The sequence below is a fragment of the Kitasatospora sp. NPDC056184 genome (genome assembly GCF_042268405.1).
Lineage (GTDB): Bacteria > Actinomycetota > Actinomycetes > Streptomycetales > Streptomycetaceae > Kitasatospora.
On sequence record NZ_JBHJUI010000011.1, the window covers coordinates 144889 to 167855 of the forward strand.

Annotated in this window: 24 protein-coding genes; 12 read left to right on the plus strand and 12 right to left on the minus strand. The window is 75.1% G+C overall.

From position 1 onward, the window contains the following. Positions 1–83: 83 nt before the first annotated feature. Positions 84–1013: a proline dehydrogenase family protein gene (locus ACFC0B_RS22640; RefSeq protein WP_376088495.1), complete on the plus strand. Its 930-nt coding sequence runs from the start codon at positions 84–86 to the stop codon at positions 1011–1013. Between the two features lie 66 nt (positions 1014–1079). On the opposite strand, the gene ACFC0B_RS22645 is transcribed toward ACFC0B_RS22640, so the two are convergent. Then, on the minus strand, positions 1080–1673 hold the full coding sequence (locus tag ACFC0B_RS22645) for a Uma2 family endonuclease (RefSeq protein WP_376088498.1): 594 nt from the start codon (positions 1671–1673) through the stop codon (positions 1080–1082). Between the two features lie 147 nt (positions 1674–1820). Here ACFC0B_RS22645 and ACFC0B_RS22650 point away from each other — a divergent pair, with 147 nt between their 5' ends. Continuing rightward, on the plus strand, positions 1821–2516 hold the full coding sequence (locus tag ACFC0B_RS22650) for an RraA family protein (protein WP_376088501.1): 696 nt from the start codon (positions 1821–1823) through the stop codon (positions 2514–2516). A 55-nt stretch (positions 2517–2571) separates the two neighbouring features. On the opposite strand, the gene ACFC0B_RS22655 is transcribed toward ACFC0B_RS22650, so the two are convergent. Continuing rightward, positions 2572–3822 carry a TerD family protein gene (locus ACFC0B_RS22655; RefSeq protein ID WP_376088982.1) on the minus strand — a complete coding sequence of 417 codons (1251 nt, stop codon included), beginning with the start codon at positions 3820–3822 and terminating at the stop codon, positions 2572–2574. A 152-nt stretch (positions 3823–3974) separates the two neighbouring features. Continuing rightward, positions 3975–5306: a hypothetical protein gene (locus tag ACFC0B_RS22660; RefSeq protein WP_376088504.1), complete on the minus strand. Its 1332-nt coding sequence runs from the start codon at positions 5304–5306 to the stop codon at positions 3975–3977. A 516-nt stretch (positions 5307–5822) separates the two neighbouring features. Here ACFC0B_RS22660 and ACFC0B_RS22665 point away from each other — a divergent pair. Further along, positions 5823–6326 (plus strand): SsgA family sporulation/cell division regulator, encoded by a 504-nt coding sequence (locus tag ACFC0B_RS22665; RefSeq protein WP_376088507.1) that lies wholly within the window; start codon positions 5823–5825, stop codon positions 6324–6326. Between the two features lie 37 nt (positions 6327–6363). Here the strand turns inward: ACFC0B_RS22665 and ACFC0B_RS22670 are convergent, their stop codons facing one another. From ACFC0B_RS22670 to ACFC0B_RS22680, 3 genes are all read right to left on the minus strand, one after another. Further along, positions 6364–7881, minus strand: coding sequence for a GAF domain-containing protein (locus tag ACFC0B_RS22670; RefSeq protein ID WP_376088510.1), 1518 nt, complete (start codon positions 7879–7881; stop codon positions 6364–6366). A 155-nt stretch (positions 7882–8036) separates the two neighbouring features. Continuing rightward, positions 8037–9176 carry a M48 family metalloprotease gene (locus tag ACFC0B_RS22675; protein ID WP_376088513.1) on the minus strand — a complete coding sequence of 380 codons (1140 nt, stop codon included), beginning with the start codon at positions 9174–9176 and terminating at the stop codon, positions 8037–8039. Next, entirely contained in the window at positions 9173–9553 is a 381-nt protein-coding gene (locus tag ACFC0B_RS22680; protein ID WP_376088516.1) for a BlaI/MecI/CopY family transcriptional regulator, read from the minus strand. Before ACFC0B_RS22680 ends, ACFC0B_RS22675 begins: the two co-directional genes overlap by 4 nt. A 112-nt stretch (positions 9554–9665) precedes the next feature. On the opposite strand from ACFC0B_RS22680, the gene ACFC0B_RS22685 reads away from it, so the two are divergent. From ACFC0B_RS22685 to ACFC0B_RS22705, 5 genes are all read left to right on the plus strand, one after another. Continuing rightward, positions 9666–9881 carry a hypothetical protein gene (locus ACFC0B_RS22685; RefSeq protein WP_376088519.1) on the plus strand — a complete coding sequence of 72 codons (216 nt, stop codon included), beginning with the start codon at positions 9666–9668 and terminating at the stop codon, positions 9879–9881. Beyond that, on the plus strand, positions 9878–10549 hold the full coding sequence (locus tag ACFC0B_RS22690; protein WP_376088522.1) for a phosphatase PAP2 family protein: 672 nt from the start codon (positions 9878–9880) through the stop codon (positions 10547–10549). The genes ACFC0B_RS22685 and ACFC0B_RS22690 overlap by 4 nt, the downstream gene beginning before the upstream one ends. A gap of 168 nt (positions 10550–10717) precedes the next feature. Next, positions 10718–11230: a pyridoxamine 5'-phosphate oxidase family protein gene (locus tag ACFC0B_RS22695; RefSeq protein WP_376088525.1), complete on the plus strand. Its 513-nt coding sequence runs from the start codon at positions 10718–10720 to the stop codon at positions 11228–11230. Positions 11231–11346: 116 nt separating this feature from the next. Continuing rightward, entirely contained in the window at positions 11347–12468 is a 1122-nt protein-coding gene (locus tag ACFC0B_RS22700) for a TIGR03364 family FAD-dependent oxidoreductase (RefSeq protein ID WP_376088528.1), read from the plus strand. A gap of 23 nt (positions 12469–12491) precedes the next feature. After that, positions 12492–13169 carry a phosphonatase-like hydrolase gene (locus ACFC0B_RS22705; protein ID WP_376088531.1) on the plus strand — a complete coding sequence of 226 codons (678 nt, stop codon included), beginning with the start codon at positions 12492–12494 and terminating at the stop codon, positions 13167–13169. A gap of 223 nt (positions 13170–13392) precedes the next feature. Here the strand turns inward: ACFC0B_RS22705 and ACFC0B_RS22710 are convergent, their stop codons facing one another. After that, positions 13393–14052 carry an HAD family hydrolase gene (locus ACFC0B_RS22710; protein WP_376088534.1) on the minus strand — a complete coding sequence of 220 codons (660 nt, stop codon included), beginning with the start codon at positions 14050–14052 and terminating at the stop codon, positions 13393–13395. Positions 14053–14549: 497 nt separating this feature from the next. Between ACFC0B_RS22710 and ACFC0B_RS22715 the strand changes: the two genes are divergently transcribed. From ACFC0B_RS22715 to ACFC0B_RS22730, 4 genes are all read left to right on the plus strand, one after another. Further along, entirely contained in the window at positions 14550–15977 is a 1428-nt protein-coding gene (locus tag ACFC0B_RS22715) for a sulfatase (protein WP_376088537.1), read from the plus strand. A 69-nt stretch (positions 15978–16046) separates the two neighbouring features. Further along, complete coding sequence (locus ACFC0B_RS22720; RefSeq protein WP_376088540.1) at positions 16047–17030, plus strand: formylglycine-generating enzyme family protein; 984 nt, start codon at positions 16047–16049, stop codon at positions 17028–17030. Positions 17031–17078: 48 nt separating this feature from the next. After that, positions 17079–17750: a HEAT repeat domain-containing protein gene (locus ACFC0B_RS22725; RefSeq protein WP_376088543.1), complete on the plus strand. Its 672-nt coding sequence runs from the start codon at positions 17079–17081 to the stop codon at positions 17748–17750. Positions 17751–17753: 3 nt separating this feature from the next. Continuing rightward, a complete protein-coding gene (locus ACFC0B_RS22730) occupies positions 17754–18752 on the plus strand; it encodes a HEAT repeat domain-containing protein (protein ID WP_376088546.1) in 999 nt (332 codons plus the stop codon). A gap of 247 nt (positions 18753–18999) precedes the next feature. Here the strand turns inward: ACFC0B_RS22730 and ACFC0B_RS22735 are convergent, their stop codons facing one another. From ACFC0B_RS22735 to ACFC0B_RS22755, 5 genes are read right to left on the minus strand one after another with little or no spacing between them, the layout of a single operon-like run. Then, the gene (locus tag ACFC0B_RS22735) at positions 19000–19320 is read right to left on the minus strand and encodes a DMT family transporter (RefSeq protein ID WP_376088549.1); all 321 of its coding nucleotides are present in this window, start codon (positions 19318–19320) and stop codon (positions 19000–19002) included. 6 nt (positions 19321–19326) lie between these two features. Further along, complete coding sequence (locus ACFC0B_RS22740) at positions 19327–20001, minus strand: HAD family hydrolase (RefSeq protein ID WP_376088552.1); 675 nt, start codon at positions 19999–20001, stop codon at positions 19327–19329. A 33-nt stretch (positions 20002–20034) separates the two neighbouring features. Beyond that, positions 20035–21120, minus strand: a complete 1086-nt coding sequence (locus ACFC0B_RS22745) for an ABC transporter ATP-binding protein (RefSeq protein WP_376088555.1) — start codon at positions 21118–21120, stop codon at positions 20035–20037. 20 nt (positions 21121–21140) lie between these two features. Next, the gene (locus ACFC0B_RS22750; RefSeq protein WP_376088558.1) at positions 21141–21986 is read right to left on the minus strand and encodes an ABC transporter permease; all 846 of its coding nucleotides are present in this window, start codon (positions 21984–21986) and stop codon (positions 21141–21143) included. Further along, positions 21974–22963: an ABC transporter permease gene (locus ACFC0B_RS22755; protein WP_376088561.1), complete on the minus strand. Its 990-nt coding sequence runs from the start codon at positions 22961–22963 to the stop codon at positions 21974–21976. The genes ACFC0B_RS22750 and ACFC0B_RS22755 overlap by 13 nt, the downstream gene beginning before the upstream one ends. Positions 22964–22967 lie beyond the last annotated feature (4 nt).

A 22967-nucleotide genomic window follows, 5' to 3' on the forward strand; every position in this document is an offset into this window, starting at 1 on the left:
CACGGGCGGCGGGCCGGCCACCCCCCTCGGCCTGCCGCCCGTTCTTTCTGCCACCCTTAGAAGCACCAGCTCCAGGAGTCACGATGCTCCGTTCCGCCCTCCTCGCGGCCTCCCGGTCCTCGCAGGTCCGCACCGTCGTCGAGAAGTTCCCGCCGACCCACGCGATAGTCGAGCGGTTCGTCGCCGGCGAGGCCCTCGACGACGCCGTCACCGCCTGCGACGACCTGGTCGCCACCGGCCGCAAGGTCACCCTGGACCACCTCGGCGAGGACACCCGCGACGCCGCCCAGGCCGCCGGCACCGCCGAGGCCTACGAGTACCTGCTCAAGGCGCTCAAGGAGACCGGCCTGGCCGCCGGCGCCGAGGTCTCGGTCAAGCTCTCGGCGGTCGGCCAGTTCCTCCCGGTGGACGGCGAGAAGATCGCGCTGGAGAACGCCCGCCGCATCTGCGAGGCCGCCGCCGACGCCGGCACCACGGTGACCCTCGACATGGAGGACCACACCACCACCGACTCCACCCTGGCCATCGCGCGCGAGCTGCGCGAGGACTACCCCTGGCTGGGCGTCGTCCTCCAGGCCTACCTGCGCCGCACCGAGGACGACTGCCGCGAGTTCTCCGGCGCCGGCTCGCGCGTGCGCCTGTGCAAGGGCGCCTACAAGGAGCCCGAGTCGGTCGCCTTCCAGGGCAAGCACGAGGTCGACCTCGCGTACGTCCGCGCGCTCAAGATCCTGATGGCCGGCGAGGGCTACCCGATGATCGCCTCGCACGACCCCAACATGATCAAGATCGCCGGCCAGCTGGCCCAGTGGAACGGCCGCAAGCGGGACTCCTTCGAGTACCAGATGCTCTACGGCATCCGCCCCGAGGAGCAGCTGCGCCTCGCCGGCGAGGGCAACACCATGCGCGTGTACCTCCCGTACGGCCAGGAGTGGTACGGCTACTTCATGCGCCGCCTCGCCGAGCGCCCGGCCAACCTCACCTTCTTCCTGCGCGCCATGGCCACCCGCGGCTGACGCGTACGAGCACCCGACGGCCCGCGTCCTCCACCCGGAGGGCGCGGGCCGTCGTGCGTCCGGCTTCTAGAGGAAGGGCTTGGTGTCCAGCTCGAAGTCGAACGGGGCGGGGAGGGCGAGCGACTCGCCGAAGGCCGCGATGTGCACTTCGGTGTACTCGTCGCGCTTCGGCTGGGAGAAGAGGCTGACCTGGGACTTCTCGCGGTCGATGAGCAGATAGAGGGGAATCGCGGCGCGTGCGTAGCAGTGGCGCTTGGCGATGCGGTCCTGGTCGGGTTTGGAGGAGGTCACCTCGGCCACCAGGGCCACGCCGTCGGGTTCCATCCAGGACGGGGCGCCGCGAAAGAGTCGGAGCACCTCGGGTGCGAAGGTGGCATCGGGGATGACATGGTTCCTGGGGCAGAGGCCACCGCTGACGAGACGCAGTCCTTTGCCGCCGGAGACACTCATGTCGGTTGCGGAGCGTCGAACGACCTGCTTGATCAGATGGTTGATGTGGTCCTCGTGATCGCCGTCCGGTGGTGGTGCCACGATGATCTCTCCCTCGATGAGCTCGGCCCGGAAGCCTTCGGGGGAGTGCAGGCTCAGGAAGCTCTCCAGCAGGATGTCCTCCTGCGACGGAGAGTCCGCGATCGGTTTCTCATGCGCCACAGCACTCATGATGCCCCTCCTTCAGGTGGACGTCACGCTAGTGCCGGGTCGAGCGGAGTTATGCCGTGCACGGTGATTTTTCACCCGATCGTGTGGGGCGGCGGGGCCGTAGGATCCTCTCGCTGGTGAACTGGGCTTTTGGTGAGGGGAGTTGGCATGGTGGTGAAGCGGTTCGCGGAGTTGTCGACGCCGTTGGTGGCGGACGCGTGCGTGCGGGTGGGGGTGGAGGTGCGGGCGGCGCCGGCGGGGGTGCGGGGGGTGGTGCCGGGGAGCCGGGTCGCCGGGCGGGTGCTGCCGGTGCGGCACTACGGGAGCGTGGACGTGTTCCTGGAGGCGTACGGGGCGGCCGAGCCCGGGGACGTCGTGGTGATCGACAACGGCGGGCGGCTCGACGAGGCGTGCATCGGGGACCTCGCGGTGCTGGAGGCGCGGGCCGCCGGGGCCGCCGGGGTGGTGGTGTGGGGGCTGCACCGGGACACCCCGGAGCTGGTGGAGATCGGGCTGCCGGTGTTCAGCTACGGCAGCCTGCCGCTCGGGCCGCTGCGGCTGGACGGGCGGGAGCCGGAGGCGCTGGCCAGCGCCAGGTTCGGGCCGCACCTGGTGGGCGTCGGGGACGTGGTGTTCGCGGACGCCGACGGCGTGCTGTTCGTGCCCGCCGCCCGGCTGGACGAGGTGCTGGAGACGGCGGCCGGCCTCGCCCGCACCGAGCGCGCGCAGGCGGAGCGGATCCGCTCGGGCGACACGCTGCGCCGGCAGACCGCGTTCGACGCCTACCTGGAGCGCCGCGCCGCGGACCCGGCGTACAGCTTCCGGCAGCACCTGCGGCAGGTCGGCGGGGCGATCGAGGAGTGAGGAGGGGCGGCGGCGCCCCCGGCGCAGTGCCGGGGGCGCCGAAAGGGGGCGGGGGTCAGAGCATCGAGGCGGCCGGCTTGACCATGGCGCGGGCGGTCTTGGCGTCGACGTACTCGCCGATCGCGGTCATCACCCACTCGCCGGAGTACTGGCGGACCAGCTTGCACATGACCACGCCGGTGTGCGGCTCGGAGTGGGTGAGGTCGAAGCGGACCAGCTCCTGGTTGGTGGCGGCGTCCACCAGGCGGCAGTAGGCGTTCTTGACCTCGGTGAACTTCTGGCCGGAGAAGGAGTTCACCACGAAGACCAGGCCGCAGACCTCGGCCGGCAGGCCGTCGAGGTGGACGGTGATCGACTCGTCGTCGCCGCCGCCCTCGCCGGTCAGGTTGTCGCCGGAGTGGGCGATCGCGCCGTTGAAGATGCCCAGCTTCATGAACCAGGCGGTGTCCAGCTTCTCGCGCTGGGCGTCGAAGGCGAGGCAGGAGGCGTCGAGGTCGATGTTGCGGCCGCGGCCGGCGGGCTCCCAGCCGAGGCCCATCCGGACGGCGGACAGGAACGGCTTGCCGTTCTTCTCCAGGGAGACCGAGCCGCCCTTGGTGAGGCTGACCCGGCCCTTGTCCAGGGTGACCTTGGTGAAGGACGGGGCGGCGGCCGGCGGGGCCGGGGGAGCGGGGGGCATCGGGGGCGCGCTCTGCGGCATCGGCGGGGCGGAGGCCATGGCGAGCCGGGGGTCGACCGGGGTCGGGGGTGCCGGCGCGGCGGGCGGCGCGGCGGCGGGCGCGGCGGCGGCGGGGGCCGGGGCGGCGGCCGACTGGTCGTCGACGCTGACGCCGAAGTCGGTGGCGATGCCGGCCAGGCCGTCGGCGTAGCCCTGGCCGACCGCGCGGACCTTCCAGGCGCCGTTGCGCCGGTAGACCTCGACCACGATCAGCGCGGTCTCCCGGCTGAGCGGCGGCGGGGTGAAGGTGACCAGCACCTGGCCGCTGGCGGCGTCCCGGACGGTCGCGGTCGGCTCGATGCCCGCGAAGGTGGCGCCGGCCTCGTCCGGGCTCGCGGTCACCACGATCTTGGTGATCCCGGCCGGGACGGCGGCGGTGTCGACGATGATGGCGTCCGGCGTCCCGGCGGCGGCCGGGCGGTGGGTCACGCCGGGGCCGTTCGGGGCGTTGTAGAAGACGAAGTCGTCGTCCGAGCGGACCTTTCCGGCGTCCGTCAGCAGCAGGCCCGAAACGTCCAGCGCCTTGGGTGCGGTGACCTCGACGGTCACCCGCGCGGCGGTCAGCGGGGCGTTGCCGCCTTGGGTCAGGACCGTGGACACGAACTCCTCCTGGGAATGCGGTGGTGCGGCGCCGGCCCCGGCGGTGGGGCGGCTGTGCCGGTTGGCGACCACAGTAACGAACGAGCCCGGCCGGATGAGCCCGAACGGGGCGCTGACCTGTCAGGTTGTCGGACCGGGGGTCAGCCGGTCGGGGCGATCGGCGCGACGGGGGCGGCGGCGCGCGGCGCCGGCGTGGTGAAGCCGCCGAGGGCGGCGACGGCACGCGGCCGGGCGATGCCGAAGGCGCCGGCGTTCCAGGACTCGGGCGTCCCGGGCCGGCCCGCGGCCCGCGGCGGGGCGGTGGCCGCCGGGCGGGTGGCGTGCCCGGTGGGACGGGTGCCGCGCACGGTGAAGGTGTAGCGGCCGGGGCGGACGTCCGTGCCGGGCGGGGTGCTGAAGCGGTAGACCGCCGCGCCGCGCTCCTGGTGGGTGGTGACCACGGTGCCGGCCAGGTCCGTCCAGGCGGTGCCGGCACCGGGGACGGCGGTGCCGGGGGCGAGGCGGAACTCGGCCTGCAGCGCGGTGAGCGGTTCGGTGACGGTCAGCGCGAGGATGTGCCGGGTGCCGTCGCGGCCGAGCGACTGGACCAGGGCCGCGCCGCCGAGCGCCTGGTCGTCGGCCTCGTCCGCGGTGGTGTCCGGCTCGGCCGAGCCGGTCTCCTCCGTGCCGTCGTCGGCGGTGCCGAGGGTCTCGCCGGTCCACTCGCGCGGGGACGGGGCGGGGACGCCCGGGGCGTCGGGGGCGGGGACGAACGGACGCGGCGCGGTCGGCGAGGGCGCGGGCGCGGAGGGGGACGGCGAGGCGGGGGCGCCGGGCGCCGACGGGGCCTCGCCGGGCCGGCGGGCGGTCTGCGCGCCGGTGCCGGCGGTGGCGGCCTGCTCGTCGGCGGGCTGCGGGTGCTCCGGCCGGCCGCCGGCCAGGGTCCCCGGGTCGCCGGTGGCGCCCGTGGTGCCGGGCCGGTCCTTGGCGGGGCCGCCGGTGACACCGTGTCGGGGCGCCGGGCCCTCGGCGAGCGGAGCGGTGGACGGGGAGCCGCCGGTGCGCGGCGCGGGCGGGCTGGAGGTGCGCTGACCGGGGACGGCGTCGGGGGCGCGGGTGCCGGACGGGTGACGGCCCGTCGTCGTGTCCGGGCCGGCGGCGTCCTGGCCGGCCGCGGTCCCGGTGCCGGAGGTCGTGCCGCTGCCGGTCGCGGCGGCGGTGCCGGGGGAGGTGGACGGGGTGGGCGGCCCGCTGGAGCCGACCCGGGCGACTCCGGCCCGGCGGCCCACGCCCTGCTGCTCGTTGAGCAGGAAGGTGGTGGCGATGCTGATGCCCACGACGGTGGACATCGCCATCGCGGCGCCGGAGAACCGCAGGGTGGGCAGCCGCAGGCGGCCGCCGAACGGGCCGGGGCGGCCGTGCCGGCCGTTCCGCGTGCGGTACCGGTCGTGCGCGTACGGCGCGTCGTGACCGGTGTCGTCGGACAGGTTCACCTGACCCTCCCTCCCCTGAAGTCGCCGTTGCGGTCGTCGTATTCTCCCACGTGCCGACGGCGGTGCCGGTGCCGTCGGACCGGGCGGACGGCCGCCGGCGGCCCGGTGCGGTCGGCGTGCCCGGTCCGGTCCCGTCGAATCCGGTCCGGTCCGGTCCGATGCGGTACCGGCTGGTCCGGTCCGGTCGGAAACGTCGTCCGGGGGTCCTTCGGGCACGGTCCGGTCCGGTGGTCGCGGGGGCGCGCGTGCGGAGTCCGACCGGTCGCGCGCGCGGGCGTGCGCCGGCAGGGGGACGAGCGTAGCAGCGGGCACCCGGGCGATGGCCAGTGCTCGGACGGAATTGATCCAATCCGTGGACAACCCTTTGACCAGCGGAAGTTGACGGTCCGTCTGACAAGGCGGGTAAGGTCCCCTCGGCCGGTGCGGGGGTTATTGCAACCTCTTTGCAACCCTTGCCCGACCCTCGCGCGGTGAAGCACGCTGGTGGACATCCCACGCCGTCCCGGAGAGACCGTCATGCCGCCCGACCCGCTGCCAGCACCCTCCAGTGCCCCCCTCGCCGCTACCCCCACGGGCGGCGATGAGGCAGGCTCCACCGCCGCTCCGGCGGCGGTGGAGGAGGTGCTGACCCTGCGGATCTCGCTGGGCGAGGAGGTGGTCGGAGAGGTCCGTACGCGGTTCCGGTTCGACGCCGCGCGCCCGTACGAGGTGCTGCTGACGTTCCACCTGGGGCGGCCGGACGAGGCCGACTGGGTGTTCTCGCGTGAACTGCTGCGCGACGGCCTCCGCTCGTTGAGCGGCCAGGGCGACGTCAAGCTGTGGCCGGCGTACTGCCCGTGCCACGGCTCGACGTTGCACCTGGCGCTCGAGTCGCCGCACGGCAGCGCCCTGCTGGAGGCCTCCAAGCCCAAGGTCCAGGACTGGCTGGACCGGACGTACGCGCTGGTCTCCGAGGCCGCCGAGCGGTCCTGCGGGCCGACCGACGACCAACTGTCCGAACTGCTGGCCGGCGGGCGCTGAGCCCGCTGAAGTGGGCCCGCGGCGGTGGGCCCGGGCGCTACGGGGGCGGCGGGGGCAGGCAGCCGGGCCGGGGGCGCGGCGGCGCCGACCCGTCGGCCGGGGCGCGCGGGCCCGGTAAGGGCGGGGTGCCGGGCAGCCGGACCGTTCCGCCGACCAGCCCCGCGCGGAGCCTGCGCACGGCCGGCGCCGAGGAGGCGGGCAGCAGGTCGTACGGGTCCTCCGGGCCGATCACGGTGACCAGCAGCGATTCGGCGAAGCGATAGGGCCGGTGGGCCAGCAGAGCGCCCAGGTAGCGGCGCAGCCGGGACAGTTCGGCCCGCACCGTCACCGTCCGGGCCGGGTCCCCGAACAGGGCGTCGGCCAGCTGCGCGGCGCTGAGGCCGTCGCGCTCGGTGGCGAGCAGGAGCAGCAGCTCGGCGTGGCGCGGGCTGAGCGCGTGCGACCAACTGCCGGCCGCGCCGCGCACCGACAGCTCGGGGCTGCCCGCGCGGCGCAGGTCGAGCCGGAGCCTGGCGCCCTCGGCCTGTTCGGCGAGCGGGCCGCCGGTGCCGGCGGTGTCGGCGCCCGGGCCGTCGGGCCCGCCGGGGACGGCCTGGACGGCGTCCTGCGGCCGGACCGGCCGGACCAGCCAGCCGTCGGCGAGCGGCTCGATCACGCACTCGCCCAGGCTGGGCAGCCAGTGCACGGCGGTCGAGCCCCAGCCCTCGGCGGGCAGCCGCAGCCGGGCCGGCGGGGGCAGTCCGGCCGCGGCCGCCGTCCAGCCGGCCGCGTCCACGACCAGGGCGGGCCCGTTCACCCGGGCCAGCATCGGGGCGGCCAGGGTGCGCAGGTGGTGCAGGGATTCGAGGCGGCGGGCGCGCAGTTCGGTCTCGGCGAGCTTGGCGGCGGTGGCGGTCAGCTGGAGCAGGTACGGGCGCACGGAGTGGGCCGGGCCGCTGAGATTGATCGCGCCGATCAGCCGGCCGGTGCCGGGGTCGTGCACCGGGGCGGCGACGCAGGTCCAGGAGTGGTGGCTGCGCAGGTAGTGCTCGGCGGAGTGGACCTGCATCGGGCGCTGGGCGCGCAGCGCGGCGGCTATGCCGTTGGTGCCGACGCGCTCCTCCACCCAGCGGGCGCCGGTGAGGAAGCCGATCCGGTCGGCGCTGCGGCGCAGGCCGCGTTCGCCCTCCTGCCAGAGGATGTGGCCGTCGGCGTCGGTGATCGCGAGGATCAGCGGAGGCTGTTCGACCTGCTCGACCAGGGTGCCGCGGAGGATGGGGAGCAGCGGGTCGAGGCCGCTGGCCCGGCGGCGGTGCTCGATCTCGGCGGGGCCGAGGTGGACGGCGGTGGCGCCGGCGTCCGGGTCGAGGCCGAGGCGGCGCAGGCGTTCCCAGGAGTCGCCGATCTCGGGGCGGGGCTGGAGGAAGGGCGGGGGGTCGTCGGGGGCGGAGGGGTCCCGGTTGGCGCTGCGGGCGGCGGCCTCGGCGAGGGCGCGTTCGTGGACCTTGGCCAGTTCGGCCGCGCTCTGCGGAGTTCGACGTTCGGGCCGTCGGGTCTGCCGTCCTGGCTGCCGCACTCGTGTCGCTCCTCGCCGCCGTTCGAGGGCGCGCCGGGGCCGACGCGCTGACGAAAGAGTACGGGCGCCACCGGTTCCTGGGGATGGGGTCTGCCAACTCGGAATACCAGACGGTACGAGAGTGATCATGCCAACGATTGCGGGCGGTTGGCGCGCTAGCGGGTGGGGAGTTGCCGCTGGGCGGCCTCGACGCTGTGGTGGAGGTCGGCGGTGGCGTCGAGGCTGGTCGCGGCGGTGAGGGCGAGGCAGGCGGCGAGGGCCAGGGCGGCGGTCCGGCGGGCGGCGGCCGTCCCGGCGGGGCGCGGGTGGAGCAGGGCGGCGACCCGGCGGGGGACCGGTCCGCCGTGGGCCGCGGGGGCGTGCCGGGGGCGGCCCGGCCAGGGGGAGCGGCCGGCGGCGAGGGCGGCCCGGCCCACCGCGCGGGCGGTCACCGCGCGGTCGCCGACCCGGGCGGCCGCGGACTCGTCGGCCCAGCGTTCGAGGTGGTAGCCGAGCGGTGCGCGCAGGGCCCGCAGCGCCGGGTGGGCGACGGCCGCGTGGGCGGCGAGGGCGAGGAAGAGGTGGTGGCGGGCGGTCAGGTGGGCGCGCTCGTGGGCGAGCAGCGCCGCGCGCTCGGGGGCGTCCAGGGCGCGGAGCATGCCGGCCGTGACCACGATCCGGCCCGGTTCGACGGGCCGGCCGGGGCGGCGGAGGCGGCCGGGCAGGGCGAAGGCGTCGGCGTGCTCGTCCGGCAGGACGGCGAGTTCGGTGGCGGGCGGGGTGGTGAGCAGCTGCCTGGCGCGCTGGGCCCACGGGGTGCGCGCCCGGCGCACGGGTGCGCGCGGGGGGCGCGTGTCCGGATGCTGGTCGTGCGGGCCGACAGTCGGACGGGGCGCGCGGGTGGCGGCGTCGGCCGTGGCGGGGGCCGTTCCGGCGGGGGCCGTTCCGGTGGCGGCTTCGACGGCGGTACGGGCGGCGCCCAGATCGCGCCGGTGGCGGCGCGCGGTGCGCAGGGCGAGGGCCGCGAGCACCGCGAGCGCCAGCGCGGCCGGCCAGGCCGCCGCCACCGGGATGCCCGGCGTCCCGGCGGCGAGCCAGCGCGGCGAGAGGTGGCCGAGGGCGGCCACCGGCGGGAGCCGGAGCAGCCCGGCCGCGGTGAGCAGGCCCAGCGAGCAGAGCGTGCCGGCGGCCAGCACGGTCGCCGTGGCGGCCAGCGTCCAGACGGCGGCGCGCGGCGGCAGCGCCTCGGCGAGCCGGCGGGCGGGCAGCACGGCGAGGAAGGGCAGCAGCAGCGGGGCCCAGACCGCGACGATCACTGGGCGGCGTCCTCGTCGCCCAGCAGGTCGCGCAGCAGGCGCTCGTCCTCCGCCGAGAGGTCGGAGACGAAGCGGGCGAGCACGGTCGAGCGGTCGGCCTCCCGGCCCAGCTCGGCGTGCATCCGGCGGGCGGCCAGCCCGGCGGGGTCGGCGACGGCCGGGGTGTAGGCGTAGCCGCGCCCGGAGCGGGTGCGGTGCACCGTCCCCTTGTCGTGCAGCCGGGCGAGGATCGTCGCGACGGTGGTCCGGGCCAGGCCGTCGCCGAGGGCGCCCTGGATGTCCTGCGGCGTGAGCGGCCGGTCCGCGGCCCAGAGGGCGGCGAGCACCTCGGATTCCAGCTCCCCGGCGGGCCGGCGGGCGGACGGTACGTCGGACATGGCGGGGGTTCCTCCAGCTATCGTCTACAGTCATGTAGACCGTCTACGCGATTGTAGACAGTCGGGTGCGCCCTGCGGTGCCGCCCACCAACGTACGGGAGGTCCGTCGGCCGTGGTCCAGCCGCTCGCCGCCTCGGCGCCCGCCGTCACGGATGTGTTCGGCGTGCTCGGTGCGCTTGTCGGGTCGGTATTCGGTCCATTCGTGACCGGTATCGACCGTTATCTGTCATTCACCCTTGTTCTGGTAGTAGTTGTCTCCATGCTCCCGATTGTTCTCGAAGTGTTCCGCGCCCAGCGGGTCCGCCGTCACGGCGGTGGCGTCCGGTGACGGCGCCCAGCGAGCTGGCCGTGACCGACGGCAGCGGCATCGACGGCGGCCTGTACCGCCGGGTGGTCGGCTGGGCGGACGCCGCGCCGCACTGGTTCAACCAGCTCGTCGAGGCGTGGACGCTGCTCGGCCTCGGCCTGTTCGCGCTGCTGATGCTGGCCGCCTGGTGGCGGGCGCGCGGCGGCGGGCCGGCGGTGATGGCCAGGGTGCTGGCCTCGCCGCTGATCGTGCTCGTCGCCTACGCGGTGAACTCCGGCCTCAAGGGGCTGGTGGAGGAGGTCCGGCCGTGCGCCCAGCTGCACGTGCGCGACACCCTGGAGGCCTGCCCGGGCGCCGGTGACTGGTCCTTCCCGAGCAACCACACCGTGATCGCCTTCGCGGCCGCCGCCGCGCTCTGGGTCGCCGACCGGCGGATCGGCGCCGTCGCCGCGGTGGCCGCCGTGCTGATGGGCGCCTCCCGGGTCTGGGTCGGGGTGCACTACCCGCACGACGTCCTGGTCGGCGCGCTGGTCGGCCTCCTGGTGGCCGTCCCGCTCGCGCTGGCGGCCGGCGCGGCGGGGCCGGTGGTGGAGCGGGCACGGACCGGTCCGCTGCGGCCGCTGCTCGGCGCGGGTCCGCGGGCGGTGTCGGCGCGGGCCGGCCGGCCGGTGAGCGCCCGGCAGGATTGACCGGCCCGACGGCGAGCAGGCCGGACGCTGTCCCGACCCTTGTGTGGCCGGGGTGGCGGGGAGAGCATGTGAGCCGGGCGCGGCTGCCCCCGAGGGGAGCACCCGCCCGGCTCAGTCGTGCCAGGGCGCCGCGCGCGCCGGGCGTGCCAGTGGAGGGAAGTGCTGCCCATGCCGTACCGACTCGACATCACCCAGGGGGACTGGCCGGCCGAGGAGCTCGGCAAGGGCGTCGAGGGGCTGCTGGCCGAGGCGATGGTGCTCACCCTCGCGACCGCCGGCCACGAGCACGGCCCGCACGCCAACCTCGCCTTCTTCGCCTACGACGACGACCTCGTCCTCTACTTCGTCAGCGAGCGCGCCACCCGGCACAGCCACCACCTGGCCGAGGAGGCCCGGGCGGCGGCCACGGTGTTCCTGCCGCCGCCGGTCTTCGGCGAGCAGCTGCGCGGACTCCAGCTGACCGGCAGCGCCGGCGAGGCGTGGGGGCGCCAGGCGGAGGCGGCGCTGGCCGCGTACCAGGGGCGCTACCCCGCCTTCGCGCAGGACGACGAGGTCCGGCGGCAGTTCCTGACCGGGGGCGGGGCGGCGGCGCTGTACCGGTTCCAGGTGGAGGAGCTGACGGCGGTGGACGAGCCGAAGTTCGGCCGGCGGCACTACCTGCGGGCGGCCGTGCGGCGCTGAGCCGCGGCCCGGGCGGCGGACCGGCCGTCAGGTTGTCTGTACAACTTATCGGCCGGTTCATCTGCGGGCCGCCGGTCGGACGCCCCTCGGACACCTGGCGGCACCAGTCTGGCCGCATGAGAGTCATCGTCGTAGGAGCAGGCGTGCTCGGCACCATGCACGCCTGGCAGGCCGTCGAGCGCGGTCACGAGGTCGTCCACCTGGAGCGCGAGGCGGAGGCGCGCGGCGCCTCGGTGCGCAACTTCGGCCTGGTCTGGGTCAGCGGCCGGGCCGGGGGCGAGGAGCTGGACACCGCGGTGCGGGCCCGCGAGCTGTGGGAGCGGATCGGCGGGCAGGTGCCCGGCCTCGGCTTCCGCGCCAACGGATCGCTCACCGCGATCCGCACCGAGGCCGAGCTCGCGGTCGCCGAACAGGCGCTCACCCTGCCCGACGCCGAGCTCCGCGGCTACCGGCTGCTCGACCCGGAGCAGACCCGGGCCCTCAACCCGGCCCTGCGCGGCAAGCTGCTCGGCGCCCTGCACTGCGAGCGGGACGCCGCCGTCGAGTCGCGCGTCGCCCAGCCCGCGCTGCGCGCCGCGCTGGCCGCGACCGGCCGCTACACCTTCCTGCCCGGCCGCGAGGTCCGCGACGTCGTCGGCGAGAACGCCGTCCGCGACGACCATGGCGACGTCCACACCGGCGACCTGGTCGTCCTGTGCACCGGCGCCTGGCTGGGCGGCCTGGTCCGCGAGCTGGCGCCCGAGCTGCCGGTCCGCAAGGTGCGGCTGCAGATGATGCAGACCGACCCGCTGGGCGAGCCGCTGACCACCTCGGTCGCCGACGGCGACTCCTTCCGCTACTACCCGGCCTTCGCCGGCACCGCCCTGGACCGCCTGCGCGAGGTCCAGCCGCAGCCGCCGGTCGCCGCCGAGCACAAGATGCAGCTGCTGATGGTCCAGCGCCTGGACGGCGGCCTCACCATCGGCGACACCCACGAGTACGACCAGCCCTTCGGCTTCGACGTGGTCGAGGACCCCTACGACCACCTGGTGGGCGTGGCGGAGGACCTGCTCGGCCGCCCGCTGCCGCGGATCCGCCGCCGCTGGGCCGGGGTGTACGCGCAGTGCGTCGACACCACCCGGGTCGTCCACCGCGAGCGCGTGCGCGACGGCGTCTGGCTGGTCACCGGCCCGGGCGGCCGCGGCATGACCTGCTCGCCCGCCATCGCCGAGACCACGGCGAACCTCGCCAACCTGTAAGCCCGTCGGAGGAACTGAACATCATGCCGTACGACATCCGCCTGGTCGTCCTCGACATGGCCGGCACCACCGTGGCCGACGACGGCCTGGTCGAGCGCGCCTTCCGGGCCGCCGCCGGCTCGCTCGGCGTCGAGGCCGACAGTCCCGAGCACGCCCGCATGCTGGAGCACGTCCGCGCCACCATGGGCGAGTCCAAGATCTCCGTCTTCCGCCACCTGTTCGGCGAGGAGGAGAAGGCCCAGCGCGCCAACACCGCCTTCGAGGCCGCCTACCACGACCTCGTCGACGCCGGCCACTGCGAAGCGCTGCCCGGCGCGGCCGAGGCCATCGCCGAACTCCGCGGCCAGGGCCGCAAGGTGGTCCTCACCACCGGCTTCTCGCGGGCCACCCAGGACCGCATCCTCACCGCCCTCGGCTGGGAGTCGATCGCCGACCTCACCCTCTGCCCCGCCGAGGCCGGCCGCGGCCGCCCGTACCCGGACCTCGCGCTCACCGCGCTGCTGCGCACCGGGACCGACGCGGTCCGCCGGATCGCGGTGGCCGGCGACACCGGCTACGACATGCTGACCGGCTCGCGCGCCGGGGCCTCCGTCGTCGCCGGCGTCCTCACCGGCGCCCACGGCGAGGAGCGCCTGCGGGCCGACGGCGCGACCCACGTGCTGGCGTCCGTCGCCGAGCTGCCCGCGCTGCTGGCGGGCTGAGCCGGGGCCGGTCGCACCGGGCGGGCGCGACGCGAGGCGCGCCCGCCCGGTCGGCGTGCGGTCCGCCGTCGGGCCCGCGCCGCCCGGAGTGTCCCGTCGGGGCCGGTGTTCCCGCCCGTCCTGGAGGGGAGGGCGGGCGGGAGCCGGCGGCACCCCGGGGCCTCCCGGAACGCGTCCTGCCCCCGGGAGCGCGAGCACTCGCCGGGCGTCCGGGCCCGTCCGGTCACCCGGCGGCCAGCAGGGCCGGGAGTTCGCGCATGTCGTCGAAGACCACGGTGCCCGGGCCGGCCAGGCGGGCGGCGGGGGTCAGGCCGCCCGCGTAGCCGAAGGCGCGCATTCCGGCGGCGCGCGCGGCCTGCACGCCGGGCGCGCTGTCCTCGACGACGGCGCACGCGGACGGCGGCACGCCCATCCGCCGGGCCGCGTGCAGGAAGAGGTCGGGCTCGGGCTTGCCGCGGGCGACCTCGGTGGCGCTGAAGATGCGCCCGGCGAAGCGGTCGAACAGGCCGGTGCGGCCCAGGGTGTGCGCCATCTTCTCGTGCGAGCCGCTGGACGCGACGCAGGTCGGCAGGGTGATCGCGGCGAGCGCCTCGGGCAGGCCGTCGACGGGCTCCAGTCCGGCGTCCACCTCCACCTCGTGGCGCCGCACGAACTCCGCCCACCACCGGTCGGCGGTCGGCCGGCCGAGCCGGGCGGCGATCTGCTCGTCGATCGAGGCCATCGAGCGGCCGATGAAGCGCTCGACCACCTCCTCCTCGGTCAGCGGCCAGCCGAGCTCGGCGCCGAGCGCGATCTGCACGCGGGCCGCGATCCGCTCGCTGTCCACCAGGACGCCGTCGCAGTCGAAGATGACGAGCCGTACCGGCTCGGTCGGGATGATCACGTCCGAAGGATAGGCGCGGGGCCCGGTTGTTGACGAGGGGAAACCTGCGGCCGGAAATCCGACATGGCGCGGAAACAAAAGCGCCCGGGTATTGCCAGTGTTCGCCGGGAACTCCTACAGTCGCTCGCATGGCAGCTGGAGAGTTCCTGGCTGCTCGCCGGCACGTCGATTTCGGACGGCTCGCGAGCGCCCTCTGTACGCCCGATCCGGCGTGAACCGGCGGCGGTCCCCGGACGGGTGGACGGGGACCGGCCGCAGCGCGTCGGACCTTCTCGGGGTGACTCGCACCCGCACGGTTCGTGCAGGTCGACGAGGTGCCCCGGTTCCTTCACCGCGGATCCCCGGTGAGTCGCCGTGCCCGTGAATGCTGTCCGGGGTGCGGGCGCGGACGTCGTGCGGACCGGGAAGCCGCTTTCCCCGTGAATGATTCCGGTGCCGCCCGCGGGATTTCCCCGCGAGGCCGCCCACGGAATCACCGAAAAGCATGGAGGGAATTCATGAGCGAGATCGGCGATTCGGAAACGAATGGTTCGCCCCGGGTCGGGCGGCGCGGCTTCCTGGCCGGCGCCGCGGCCGTGGCCGCCACCGCCGCGGCCCCGGCGGCGCTCCAGCTGGCGGCCGGGAGCCCGGCCGCCGCGGCCGGTGCCGCCCGGCCCAACATCCTGCTGATCGTCACCGACGACCAGCCCAAGCACACCGAATGGGCCACCCCGCAGATCGTGAACTGGATCACCGGCAACGGGGTCCGCTTCACCAACGGCCACGTCACCACGCCGCTCTGCGCGCCCTCGCGGTCCTCGGTGTTCTCCGGCCGCTACGCCCACAACCACGGCGTGCGCAACAACGGCGCCTCGTACAGCCTCGACCAGCACACCACCGTCCAGCGCTACCTCAAGCAGGCCGGCTACCGCACCGGGCTGTTCGGCAAGTACCTCAACTCCTGGACGCTGGCGGACAACCCGCCGCACTTCGAGGAGTGGGCGCTGCTCCAGCCCGCGTACACCAACGCCAACTGGAACATCGACGGCACCGTCCAGACCCTCACCGGCTACACCACCAACATCATCAAGAACCGCACCCTGGCCTTCCTCGACAAGGCCGCCACCGACTCCCGGCCCTGGTTCGCCTACGTCACCCCGTACGCCTCGCACGAGCCCAACGTGCCCGCCCCCAAGTACGCGGACACCGTCGTCCCGCCGTGGAACGGACGCCCCTCGGTGCCCGAGGACGACCGCAGCGACAAGCCCGGCTACATCCAGAACGCCACCGCCACCCTGGCCGACGCCCAGGCCGTGCGCACCCGCCAGCTGCGCACCCTGCTCTCCGTCGACGACGCCGTGCAGGCGATCCACGACAAGCTGGTGGCGCTCGGCCAGCTGGACAACACCCTGGTCATCTACCTCGGGGACAACGGCTACACCTGGGCCGACCACGGCTGGCTGAAGAAGTCCGTGCCCTACTCCCCGGCGCACGAGGTGCCGTTCTACCTCTCCTGGCCGGCCGGCGGGCTCGGCGCGGGCACGGTCGACAACCGGGTCGTCGCCAACATCGACGTCGCCCCGACCATCCTGGACGCCGCCGGCATCACGCCGGACACCCCGCAGGACGGCCACTCGCTGCTCACCCCGTACAGCAGGGACCACCTGCTGGTGGAGTGGTGGAAGCAGGGCACGGCGGCGGGCGGTCCGCCCACCTGGTCCTCGTACGTGGCCAAGGACAAGCAGTACACCGAGTACTACGCGCTGCACACCGACTCCAACGGCACGGTGTCCGGGACCGGCGAGGTGAAGTTCCGCGAGTACTACGACCTGTCGGCCGACCCGTACCAGCTGACCAACCTGCTCCACCAGGCCACCCCGCAGGAGGAGCAGGCGCTCGGCATCCCGGGTCTGGCGGCGCAGCTGGCCGCCGACCGGGCCGCCTGACCCTTCCCCGACGGTCCGGGGGTGGCGGCCGGCCGCCGCCCCCGGACCCCGACCGAACGAGGAACCACCGTGTCCACCACCAAGCCCTGCTGCACCCCCGGCCGCGACGGCGACGGGCCCGTCGCGCCCGTCGCTCTCACGCTCGCCGCTCCCGGAGCCGTCGCCCGGGCCGTCACCGGGGCGGGCTCGCGGGTGGCGCGGCAGCTCACCGGCCTGCCCGGCGGGCGGTTCCTGATGGGCGCGGACGACCGGGAGGGCTACCCGGCCGACGGCGAAGGACCGGTCCGCGCCGTCGAGTTGAGCCCGTTCCGGATCGCGCCGACCACGGTGACCAACGCCGCTTTCGCGACCTTCGTCAAGGCCACCGGCCACCGCACCGAGGCCGAGGCCTTCGGCTTCTCCTACGTCTTCGAGGGCTTCCTGCCGGACCGGCTGGCCGCCGCCTCCCCGCAGGTGGCCGCCGTGCCGTGGTGGCGGGCGGTCGCCGGGGCGAGCTGGCGGGCGCCCGAGGGGCCGGGCTCCTCGGTCACCACCCGCCAGAACCACCCCGTGGTCCACGTCTCCTGGCACGACGCGCAGGCGTACTGCGCCTGGTCGGGCACCCGGCTGCCCACCGAGGCCGAGTGGGAGTACGCCGCCCGGGGCGGCCTGGAGCAGGCGCGCTACCCGTGGGGCGACGAACTCACCCCCGGCGGGCGGTACGCGTGCAACATCTGGCGGGGCGTCTTCCCCACCCTGAACACGGCGGCGGACGGCCACCGGGGGACGGCCCCGGTGACCGCCTTCCGGCCGAACGGCTTCGGGCTGTACAACACGGTCGGCAACGTCTGGGAGTGGTGCGCGGACCGGTTCAGCGCGGACTTCCACCGCACCGGCCCGCGCCGGGACCCGCTCGGCCCGCCGGACGGCGACTCGCGGGTGATGCGCGGCGGCTCCCACATGTGCCACGCCTCGTACTGCAACCGCTACCGGGTGGCGGCGCGCAGCTCCAACACCCCGGACAGCTCGGCCGGCAACATCGGCTTCCGGGTGGCGGCCGACGCCGCGGCTTGACCTTGACACGGTGACAAGGACTTCACTGCGGTCCAGGAGGTGGTCGCGATGACCGTGTCGGAAGAGGAAACGGCCACGGCCCGGGCGTTCCGCGGGCTGGAGCACACCAGCTCGTCGGTCCGGCTACAGGCCGCGCTCGCGGTCGGCACCGCGCCGGACCCGAGGTACGTCGGCAAGCTGGTCGAGCGCTGTGCGATCGAGCCCGAGTTCTACGTGCGGGAGATGCTGACCTGGGCGCTCACCCGCCACGCGCCGTCGGCGACGGTCCCGGCGCTCGTCGGCGAAGTCCGCTCGGAGCGCCCCCGGGCGCGGAGCCAGGCCCTGCACACGCTGTCCAAGATCGGGGACCGGCGGGCCTGGCCGGCGATCACCCCGGCGCTGCTGGCCGACACCGACGACGAGGTGGCCCGGACCGCCTGGCGGGCGGCGGTCGTGCTCGCGCCCAAGTGTGAGCGGCCCGGGCTGGCCGTAGAGTTGGCGAAACAGCTCGGTCGCGGCGAACGCGAGACGCAGCTGAGCCTCAGCCGGGCGCTGATCGCGCTCGGGGAGGCGACGCGGCCGGCCCTGGAGGCGGCCGCCGCGGCTGCGGACCCCCGGGTGCGGGCGCACGCGCTCGCCACCGAACGGCTGCGGCGCGACCCGGACGCCGGCTTCGAGTTCGCGATCGAGGAGGCGAAGCGCGCCGTGGCCCTGGGCGGGGCCGGCGGGGAGGGCGGGTAGGCCGTGCTGATCGGTGAGGTCGCGCGACGGTCCGGGGTCAGTGCCCGGATGCTCCGGCACTACGAGTCGCTCGGCCTGGTGCGGCCGACCGGGCGGACCGAGGGCGGCTACCGGGAGTACGCGGAGGAGGACGTCCGGCGGATCTTCCACATCGAGAGCCTGCGGTCGCTGGGCCTGTCGCTGCGCGACGTCGGGCGGGCGCTCGACGACCCCGGCTTCGCGCCCGCCGAACTCGTCGACGACCTCATCCGCGGGACCCGGGAGCGCATCGCGGCGGAGACGGAGCTGCTCACACGGCTGCGCCGGATCGGGGCCGCGGAACCCGCGGGCTGGGAGGAGGTCCTCCGCAGCGTCGCGCTGCTCCAGGCGCTGGGGTCGGCGAGCGCCAGGACGCGCCACCGCGCGGCCCTGTCCGCGACCGAGGACGCCGCGGTGCCGGTGGAGGCGCTGGCCGAGGCCGTGCTCGGCGAGTCGGACCCCAATGTCGCCGGAGCGCTCCGCTGGGCGCTGGCACAGGCGGGGGAGGAGGCGTCGGGGCTGCTGGCGGAGGGCCTCGGCGCGCCCTCGGCGGAGGTGCGGCTACGGGCCGTGCGGTCCCTCGCCGAGCTGCCCGGCGCCGCGGCGACCGCGGTGCTGCGGGACGCCCTCACCCACCCCGACGCCGCCGTCCGCGGCCACGCGGCGCGGGCCCTCGGCCCCCGCGGCGTGGCCGAGGCGGCCCCGGTGCTCGTCGACATGATCGTCGAGGGGACGAAGGACGCCGACGCGGCCGACGCCCTGGGCGCCCTGGCGACCGACCCGGCGTCCGCCGACCGGATCGCCGCCGCCCTCGTCGACCGCCTCGCCCCGGACACCCTGGAAGCGCCCGCCCGCCGCCGGCTGACCCAGGCCCTGGTGGACATCCCGGGCCCCGTCGCCACCCGCGCCCTCACCGCCCTCTCCGACGACCCCGACCGCCCCGTCGCCCTCACCGCCGCCTACGCCCTCCACCGGCGCGGCTGACGGCCGCGGGGCTCCGCGGCGGCGATCACGAATCCGAGCCGCCACCCGTCGGGGTGGAACCTGTCCTTCGCGCGGAAAGCCGTCTCGTCCCCGGTTCGCACGCTACGCCTCCCCCGTGGCAGGGGGAGGCCGGGGCACTCCCCCAACACCGGGTGGCAGGCGAAAAGTTGACGGAACATCAGAACATGAGATCGCCGGGAAGCGGGACGGGCCCCGTGCGCCGTGCGCACGGGGCCCGCGGGGTGGGTCAGTGGCCGCCCTTGAGGTTGAGGACGACGACGCCGACGATGATCAGGGCTATGCCGAACCACTGGAGGCGGCCCAGGGACTCGCCGAAGGCGACCGCGCCGATGCCGGCCACGGCCGCCGTTCCGGCGCCGGACCAGACGGCGTAGGCCACGGACACCGGGATGTGCTTCAGGGCGCGGCCCAGCAGGGCGAAGGAGAGGACGTAGCCGATGGCCACGCCCACGCTCGGCCAGAACCTGCTGAAGCCCTCGGTCAGTTTGAGGCAGCTGGTGGCGCAGACCTCGCTGAGGATCGCGAGGGTGAGGAGTACGTAGGGCATGGGGGCTCAAACCCCGGGCGCGGCGGTGAGCTTCCCGAGCAGGGCCAGGTCGGCGTGCTCCAGGCTGTCCAGCAGGGTGACCCGGGCGCTGTCCGGGATCGGGACGTCGCTGGAGGGGACGGCGAGGACGGCGCAGCCGGCGGCGGTGGCGGAGGCGACGCCGGTCGGGGTGTCCTCGACGGCGACGCACACCGCCGGGTCGAGGCCGAGCAGGGAGGCGGCCGCCAGGTAGGGGTCCGGGGCGGGCTTGGTGCGCGGGGTGTCCTCGGCGGCGAGCGTCACGGCGAACCAGTCGCGGCCGATGGAGCCCAGCACCATGTCGACGACCCGCCGGGGGGAGGCGGAGACGAGGGCGGTGGGCACCTCGGCGTCCCGGAGCGAGGCGAGCAGGGCGAGGGCGCCGGGGCGGGGGACGGTCTGCGCCGCCACCTTGCCGGCGAAGGAGTCGCCGAGGCGGGTGGCGAGTTCGGACGCGCTCAACGAGGTGCCGCTGACCCGGTGGAGGTGGGCGGCGGTGTGCTCGATGGCCTGGCCGAGGACCTCGGGGGCGTCGGCCTCGGTGAGGGAGTGGTGCAGTTCGTCGGCGAGTTCGGCGGCGGCCTGCCACCAGAGCTGCTCGGTGTCGACGAGGGTGCCGTCCATGTCGAAGAGGACGGCGGCGGGTGAGGGAGTGTGAGGCATGGCGGTACCTTCGAGGCGGTTCAACAGGACGGATCAGACCGTACGACGGTCGACCAGCACCGGCCGCTCCGGGAGGGTCAGCGCGGCGCGCGAGCCGATGGGCAGCGCGGCGGCGGCCTCGGTGGGCAGGTCGGCCTTGACCTCGGTGCCGTCGTCCAGGCGGACGGTGAGGCGGGTGACGGCGCCCAGGAAGGACGCGGAGACCACCAGGGCGGCGCCCTGCTCGTCGGGGGCCAGCTGGACGTTCTCCGGGCGGACCAGCACGTGCAGTTCGCCGTCGGCCGGCCGGGTGCCGTCCACGGCGTGGCGGCGGCCGAGGACCTCGACGCCCTCGCCGGAGCGCTCGCAGGGGATGCGGCTCATGGTGCCGACGAACTCGGCGACGAAGGCGGTGGCCGGGCGGGCGTACAGCTCGGAGGGGGTGGCGCACTGCTCCAGGCGGCCGGAGCGCAGGACGGCGACCCGGTCGGCCATCGACAGCGCCTCCTCCTGGTCGTGGGTGACGAACAGGGTGGTGATCCCCAGCTCCTGCTGGAGGCGGCGGATCTCCTCGCGCAGCGACAGCCGGACCTTGGCGTCCAGCGCGGACAGCGGCTCGTCGAGCAGCAGCACCCGCGGCTGCAGGGCGAGCGCGCGGGCGAGCGCGATGCGCTGCTGCTGGCCGCCGGACATCTGGTGCGGGTAGCGGCCGGCGTGCTGGGGCAGGCCGACGAGCTCCAGCAGCTCCTGGGCCCGCTTGAGGCGCTCGGCCTTGCCGGTGCCGCGCATCCGCAGGCCGAAGGCGACGTTGTCGGCGGCGGTCAGGTGCGGGAAGAGGCTGTACGACTGGAACACCATGCCCGCGTCGCGCTTGTGGGCGGGGATCGCGGTGATGTCCCGGCCGTCGACCAGGACCTGGCCCGAGTCGTGCTGCTCGAAGCCGGCCAGGATCCGCAGCGCGGTGGTCTTGCCGCAGCCGGAGGGGCCGAGCAGGGCGAGCAGCTCGCCGGGGTGGACGGTGAGGTCGAGGCCGTCCAGGGCGGTGGTGGCGCCGAACGCGCGGCGCAGCGAGCGGAATTCGACGGTCGCGCTGCCGGGGGCGAGGGGGACGCCGGTGACGGGGGCGGTGGCCGTGGTCATGATGGGTGACTCCGGGGGGTTCAGGAGGTGGCGGGCTTGTGGCGGCGCTCGCGGCCGACGGTGGCCAGCAGGAGCAGCAGCAGCCAGGTGAGCAGCAGGCTCAGGATGGAGACCGCGACCGACATGTGGGCCTGGCTGTTGCCGACCGAGTAGATCCAGACCGGGAAGGGCTGGAAGCCGAGGATCGAGGCGGCGGTGAACTCGCCGAGCACCAGGGCCAGGGTGAGGAAGGAGGCGTTCAGCAGGGCCCCGCGCAGGTTGGGCAGGACGACGGTGAACACCGCGCGCGGCCAGCTCGCGCCGCAGTTGCGGGCGGCCTCGACCAGGGTGCGCACGTCCACCGAGCGCAGGCCGGCGTCCAGGGCGCGGTAGGCGAGCGGCAGCGCCATCAGCACGTAGGCGATGACCAGCACCAGCGGGAAGTCCGGGTCCTGGATGAACACGAAGGTCTGGAAGAACGGCGTGTCCATCAGGTAGTCCGGGCCCCAGCGGAGCACGCCGATCAGGCCGGCGGTCAGCGCGACCGGCGGGACGACCAGCGGCAGGGTGCAGAGCACGTCGATGACCGGGCGCAGCTTCGGCGAGCCGAGCCGGACGGCGATCAGCGCCGGGACGAGCAGGACCAGCAGCACCAGGACGGTGACGACGGCGAGGCCGAGGGTCAGCCAGAGGCTGTCCAGGAAGCCGGGGGCGGAGAGCAGCCCGGTGTAGGCGGCGAAGGAGATGCCCTGCGGGTCGTCGATGGAGAACCAGAAGGAGGCCGCGAGCGGGACGACGAAGTACACGCCGGCGAGCAGCAGCACGGCGCCGCGCCACCAGCGCACGGTGCGTCGCTTGGCGGGGGCGGGGGTGGTCAGCTGAGCCATCGGGCGCTCCGGCGCTGGAGGGGGAGGTACACGGCCATCACCAGGACGGCCACGACGATCATGTTGAGGCTGAGGGCGAGGGCGAGGTTGCCCTGGCCGACCAGCACGTTGCCGGAGAGCGCGTCCGCGATCGAGCGGCTGACCAGCGGGACGGTCGCGCCGACCATGGCGGCGGCGGTCGCGTAGGCGGCGAAGGCGCTGCCGAAGAGCAGGACGAAGCCGCCGAGCAGCGAGGGCAGCAGGATCGGCAGGGCCACGTGGCGCCAGTACTGCACGGTGGTGGCGCGGTTGTTCTGCGCCGCCTCGCGCCACTGGGTGCGCAGGCCGTCCAGGGCCGGGGTGATGGTGAGCACCATCAGCGGGACGAGGAAGTACAGGTAGACGACGGTCAGGCCGGTGAACGAGTACAGCGACCAGCCGTGGTCGGTGAGGTGCAGCAGCTTGGTGATCTCACCGGCGTTGCCGAGGGTGGCGACGAACGCGAAGGCGAGCGGCAGGCCGCCGAAGTTGGCGAGCACGCCGGAGGCGGTGAGGACCGCCTGGCGCAGCCAGCCGTGCCGGGAGGTGACGACCGCCTGGGCGAGCGGCAGGCCGATCAGGGTGGCGAGCAGCGCGGTCAGCGCGGAGAGCTTGAGGCTGCTCAGCATGGCGGTCAGGTAGCCGCCCTGGACGGAGTCCACCAGGTTGTCGAAGGTGAACTGCCCGGCGCCGGCCTCCGCGTCGCTGGAGGTGGTGAACGCGCCGATCACGATGGCGACGGTGGGCAGTCCGAAGCCGATCAGGAAGAACAGCAGCAGCGGGACGGCGGCGAGCCAGGAGGCGCCGCCGAGGCGGGCGAGCGGCCGTCGCCGGGGGGTGGGGGTCGTGGCGGTGGTGGTCGTGGGGGTGGTGGTCGTGGCGGTGGCGGACGCCCCCGCGCCGCCACCGGGTGCGGTGGCGGCGGGGGTGGTCGGCACCGGGGTGGGAGCCGTGGTCATGAGT

Coding starts and splice junctions, on each gene's coding strand:
- ACFC0B_RS22640 (WP_376088495.1), top strand. CDS start 84: ATGCTCCGTTCCGCCCTCCTCGCGGCCTCCCGGTCCTCGCAGGTCCGC.
- ACFC0B_RS22645 (WP_376088498.1), bottom strand. CDS start 1,673: ATGAGTGCTGTGGCGCATGAGAAACCGATCGCGGACTCTCCGTCGCAG.
- ACFC0B_RS22650 (WP_376088501.1), top strand. CDS start 1,821: ATGGTGGTGAAGCGGTTCGCGGAGTTGTCGACGCCGTTGGTGGCGGAC.
- ACFC0B_RS22665 (WP_376088507.1), top strand. CDS start 5,823: ATGCCGCCCGACCCGCTGCCAGCACCCTCCAGTGCCCCCCTCGCCGCT.
- ACFC0B_RS22680 (WP_376088516.1), bottom strand. CDS start 9,553: ATGTCCGACGTACCGTCCGCCCGCCGGCCCGCCGGGGAGCTGGAATCC.
- ACFC0B_RS22695 (WP_376088525.1), top strand. CDS start 10,718: ATGCCGTACCGACTCGACATCACCCAGGGGGACTGGCCGGCCGAGGAG.
- ACFC0B_RS22700 (WP_376088528.1), top strand. CDS start 11,347: ATGAGAGTCATCGTCGTAGGAGCAGGCGTGCTCGGCACCATGCACGCC.
- ACFC0B_RS22705 (WP_376088531.1), top strand. CDS start 12,492: ATGCCGTACGACATCCGCCTGGTCGTCCTCGACATGGCCGGCACCACC.
- ACFC0B_RS22715 (WP_376088537.1), top strand. CDS start 14,550: ATGAGCGAGATCGGCGATTCGGAAACGAATGGTTCGCCCCGGGTCGGG.
- ACFC0B_RS22725 (WP_376088543.1), top strand. CDS start 17,079: ATGACCGTGTCGGAAGAGGAAACGGCCACGGCCCGGGCGTTCCGCGGG.
- ACFC0B_RS22735 (WP_376088549.1), bottom strand. CDS start 19,320: ATGCCCTACGTACTCCTCACCCTCGCGATCCTCAGCGAGGTCTGCGCC.
- ACFC0B_RS22740 (WP_376088552.1), bottom strand. CDS start 20,001: ATGCCTCACACTCCCTCACCCGCCGCCGTCCTCTTCGACATGGACGGC.
- ACFC0B_RS22745 (WP_376088555.1), bottom strand. CDS start 21,120: ATGACCACGGCCACCGCCCCCGTCACCGGCGTCCCCCTCGCCCCCGGC.
- ACFC0B_RS22750 (WP_376088558.1), bottom strand. CDS start 21,986: ATGGCTCAGCTGACCACCCCCGCCCCCGCCAAGCGACGCACCGTGCGC.
- ACFC0B_RS22755 (WP_376088561.1), bottom strand. CDS start 22,963: ATGACCACGGCTCCCACCCCGGTGCCGACCACCCCCGCCGCCACCGCA.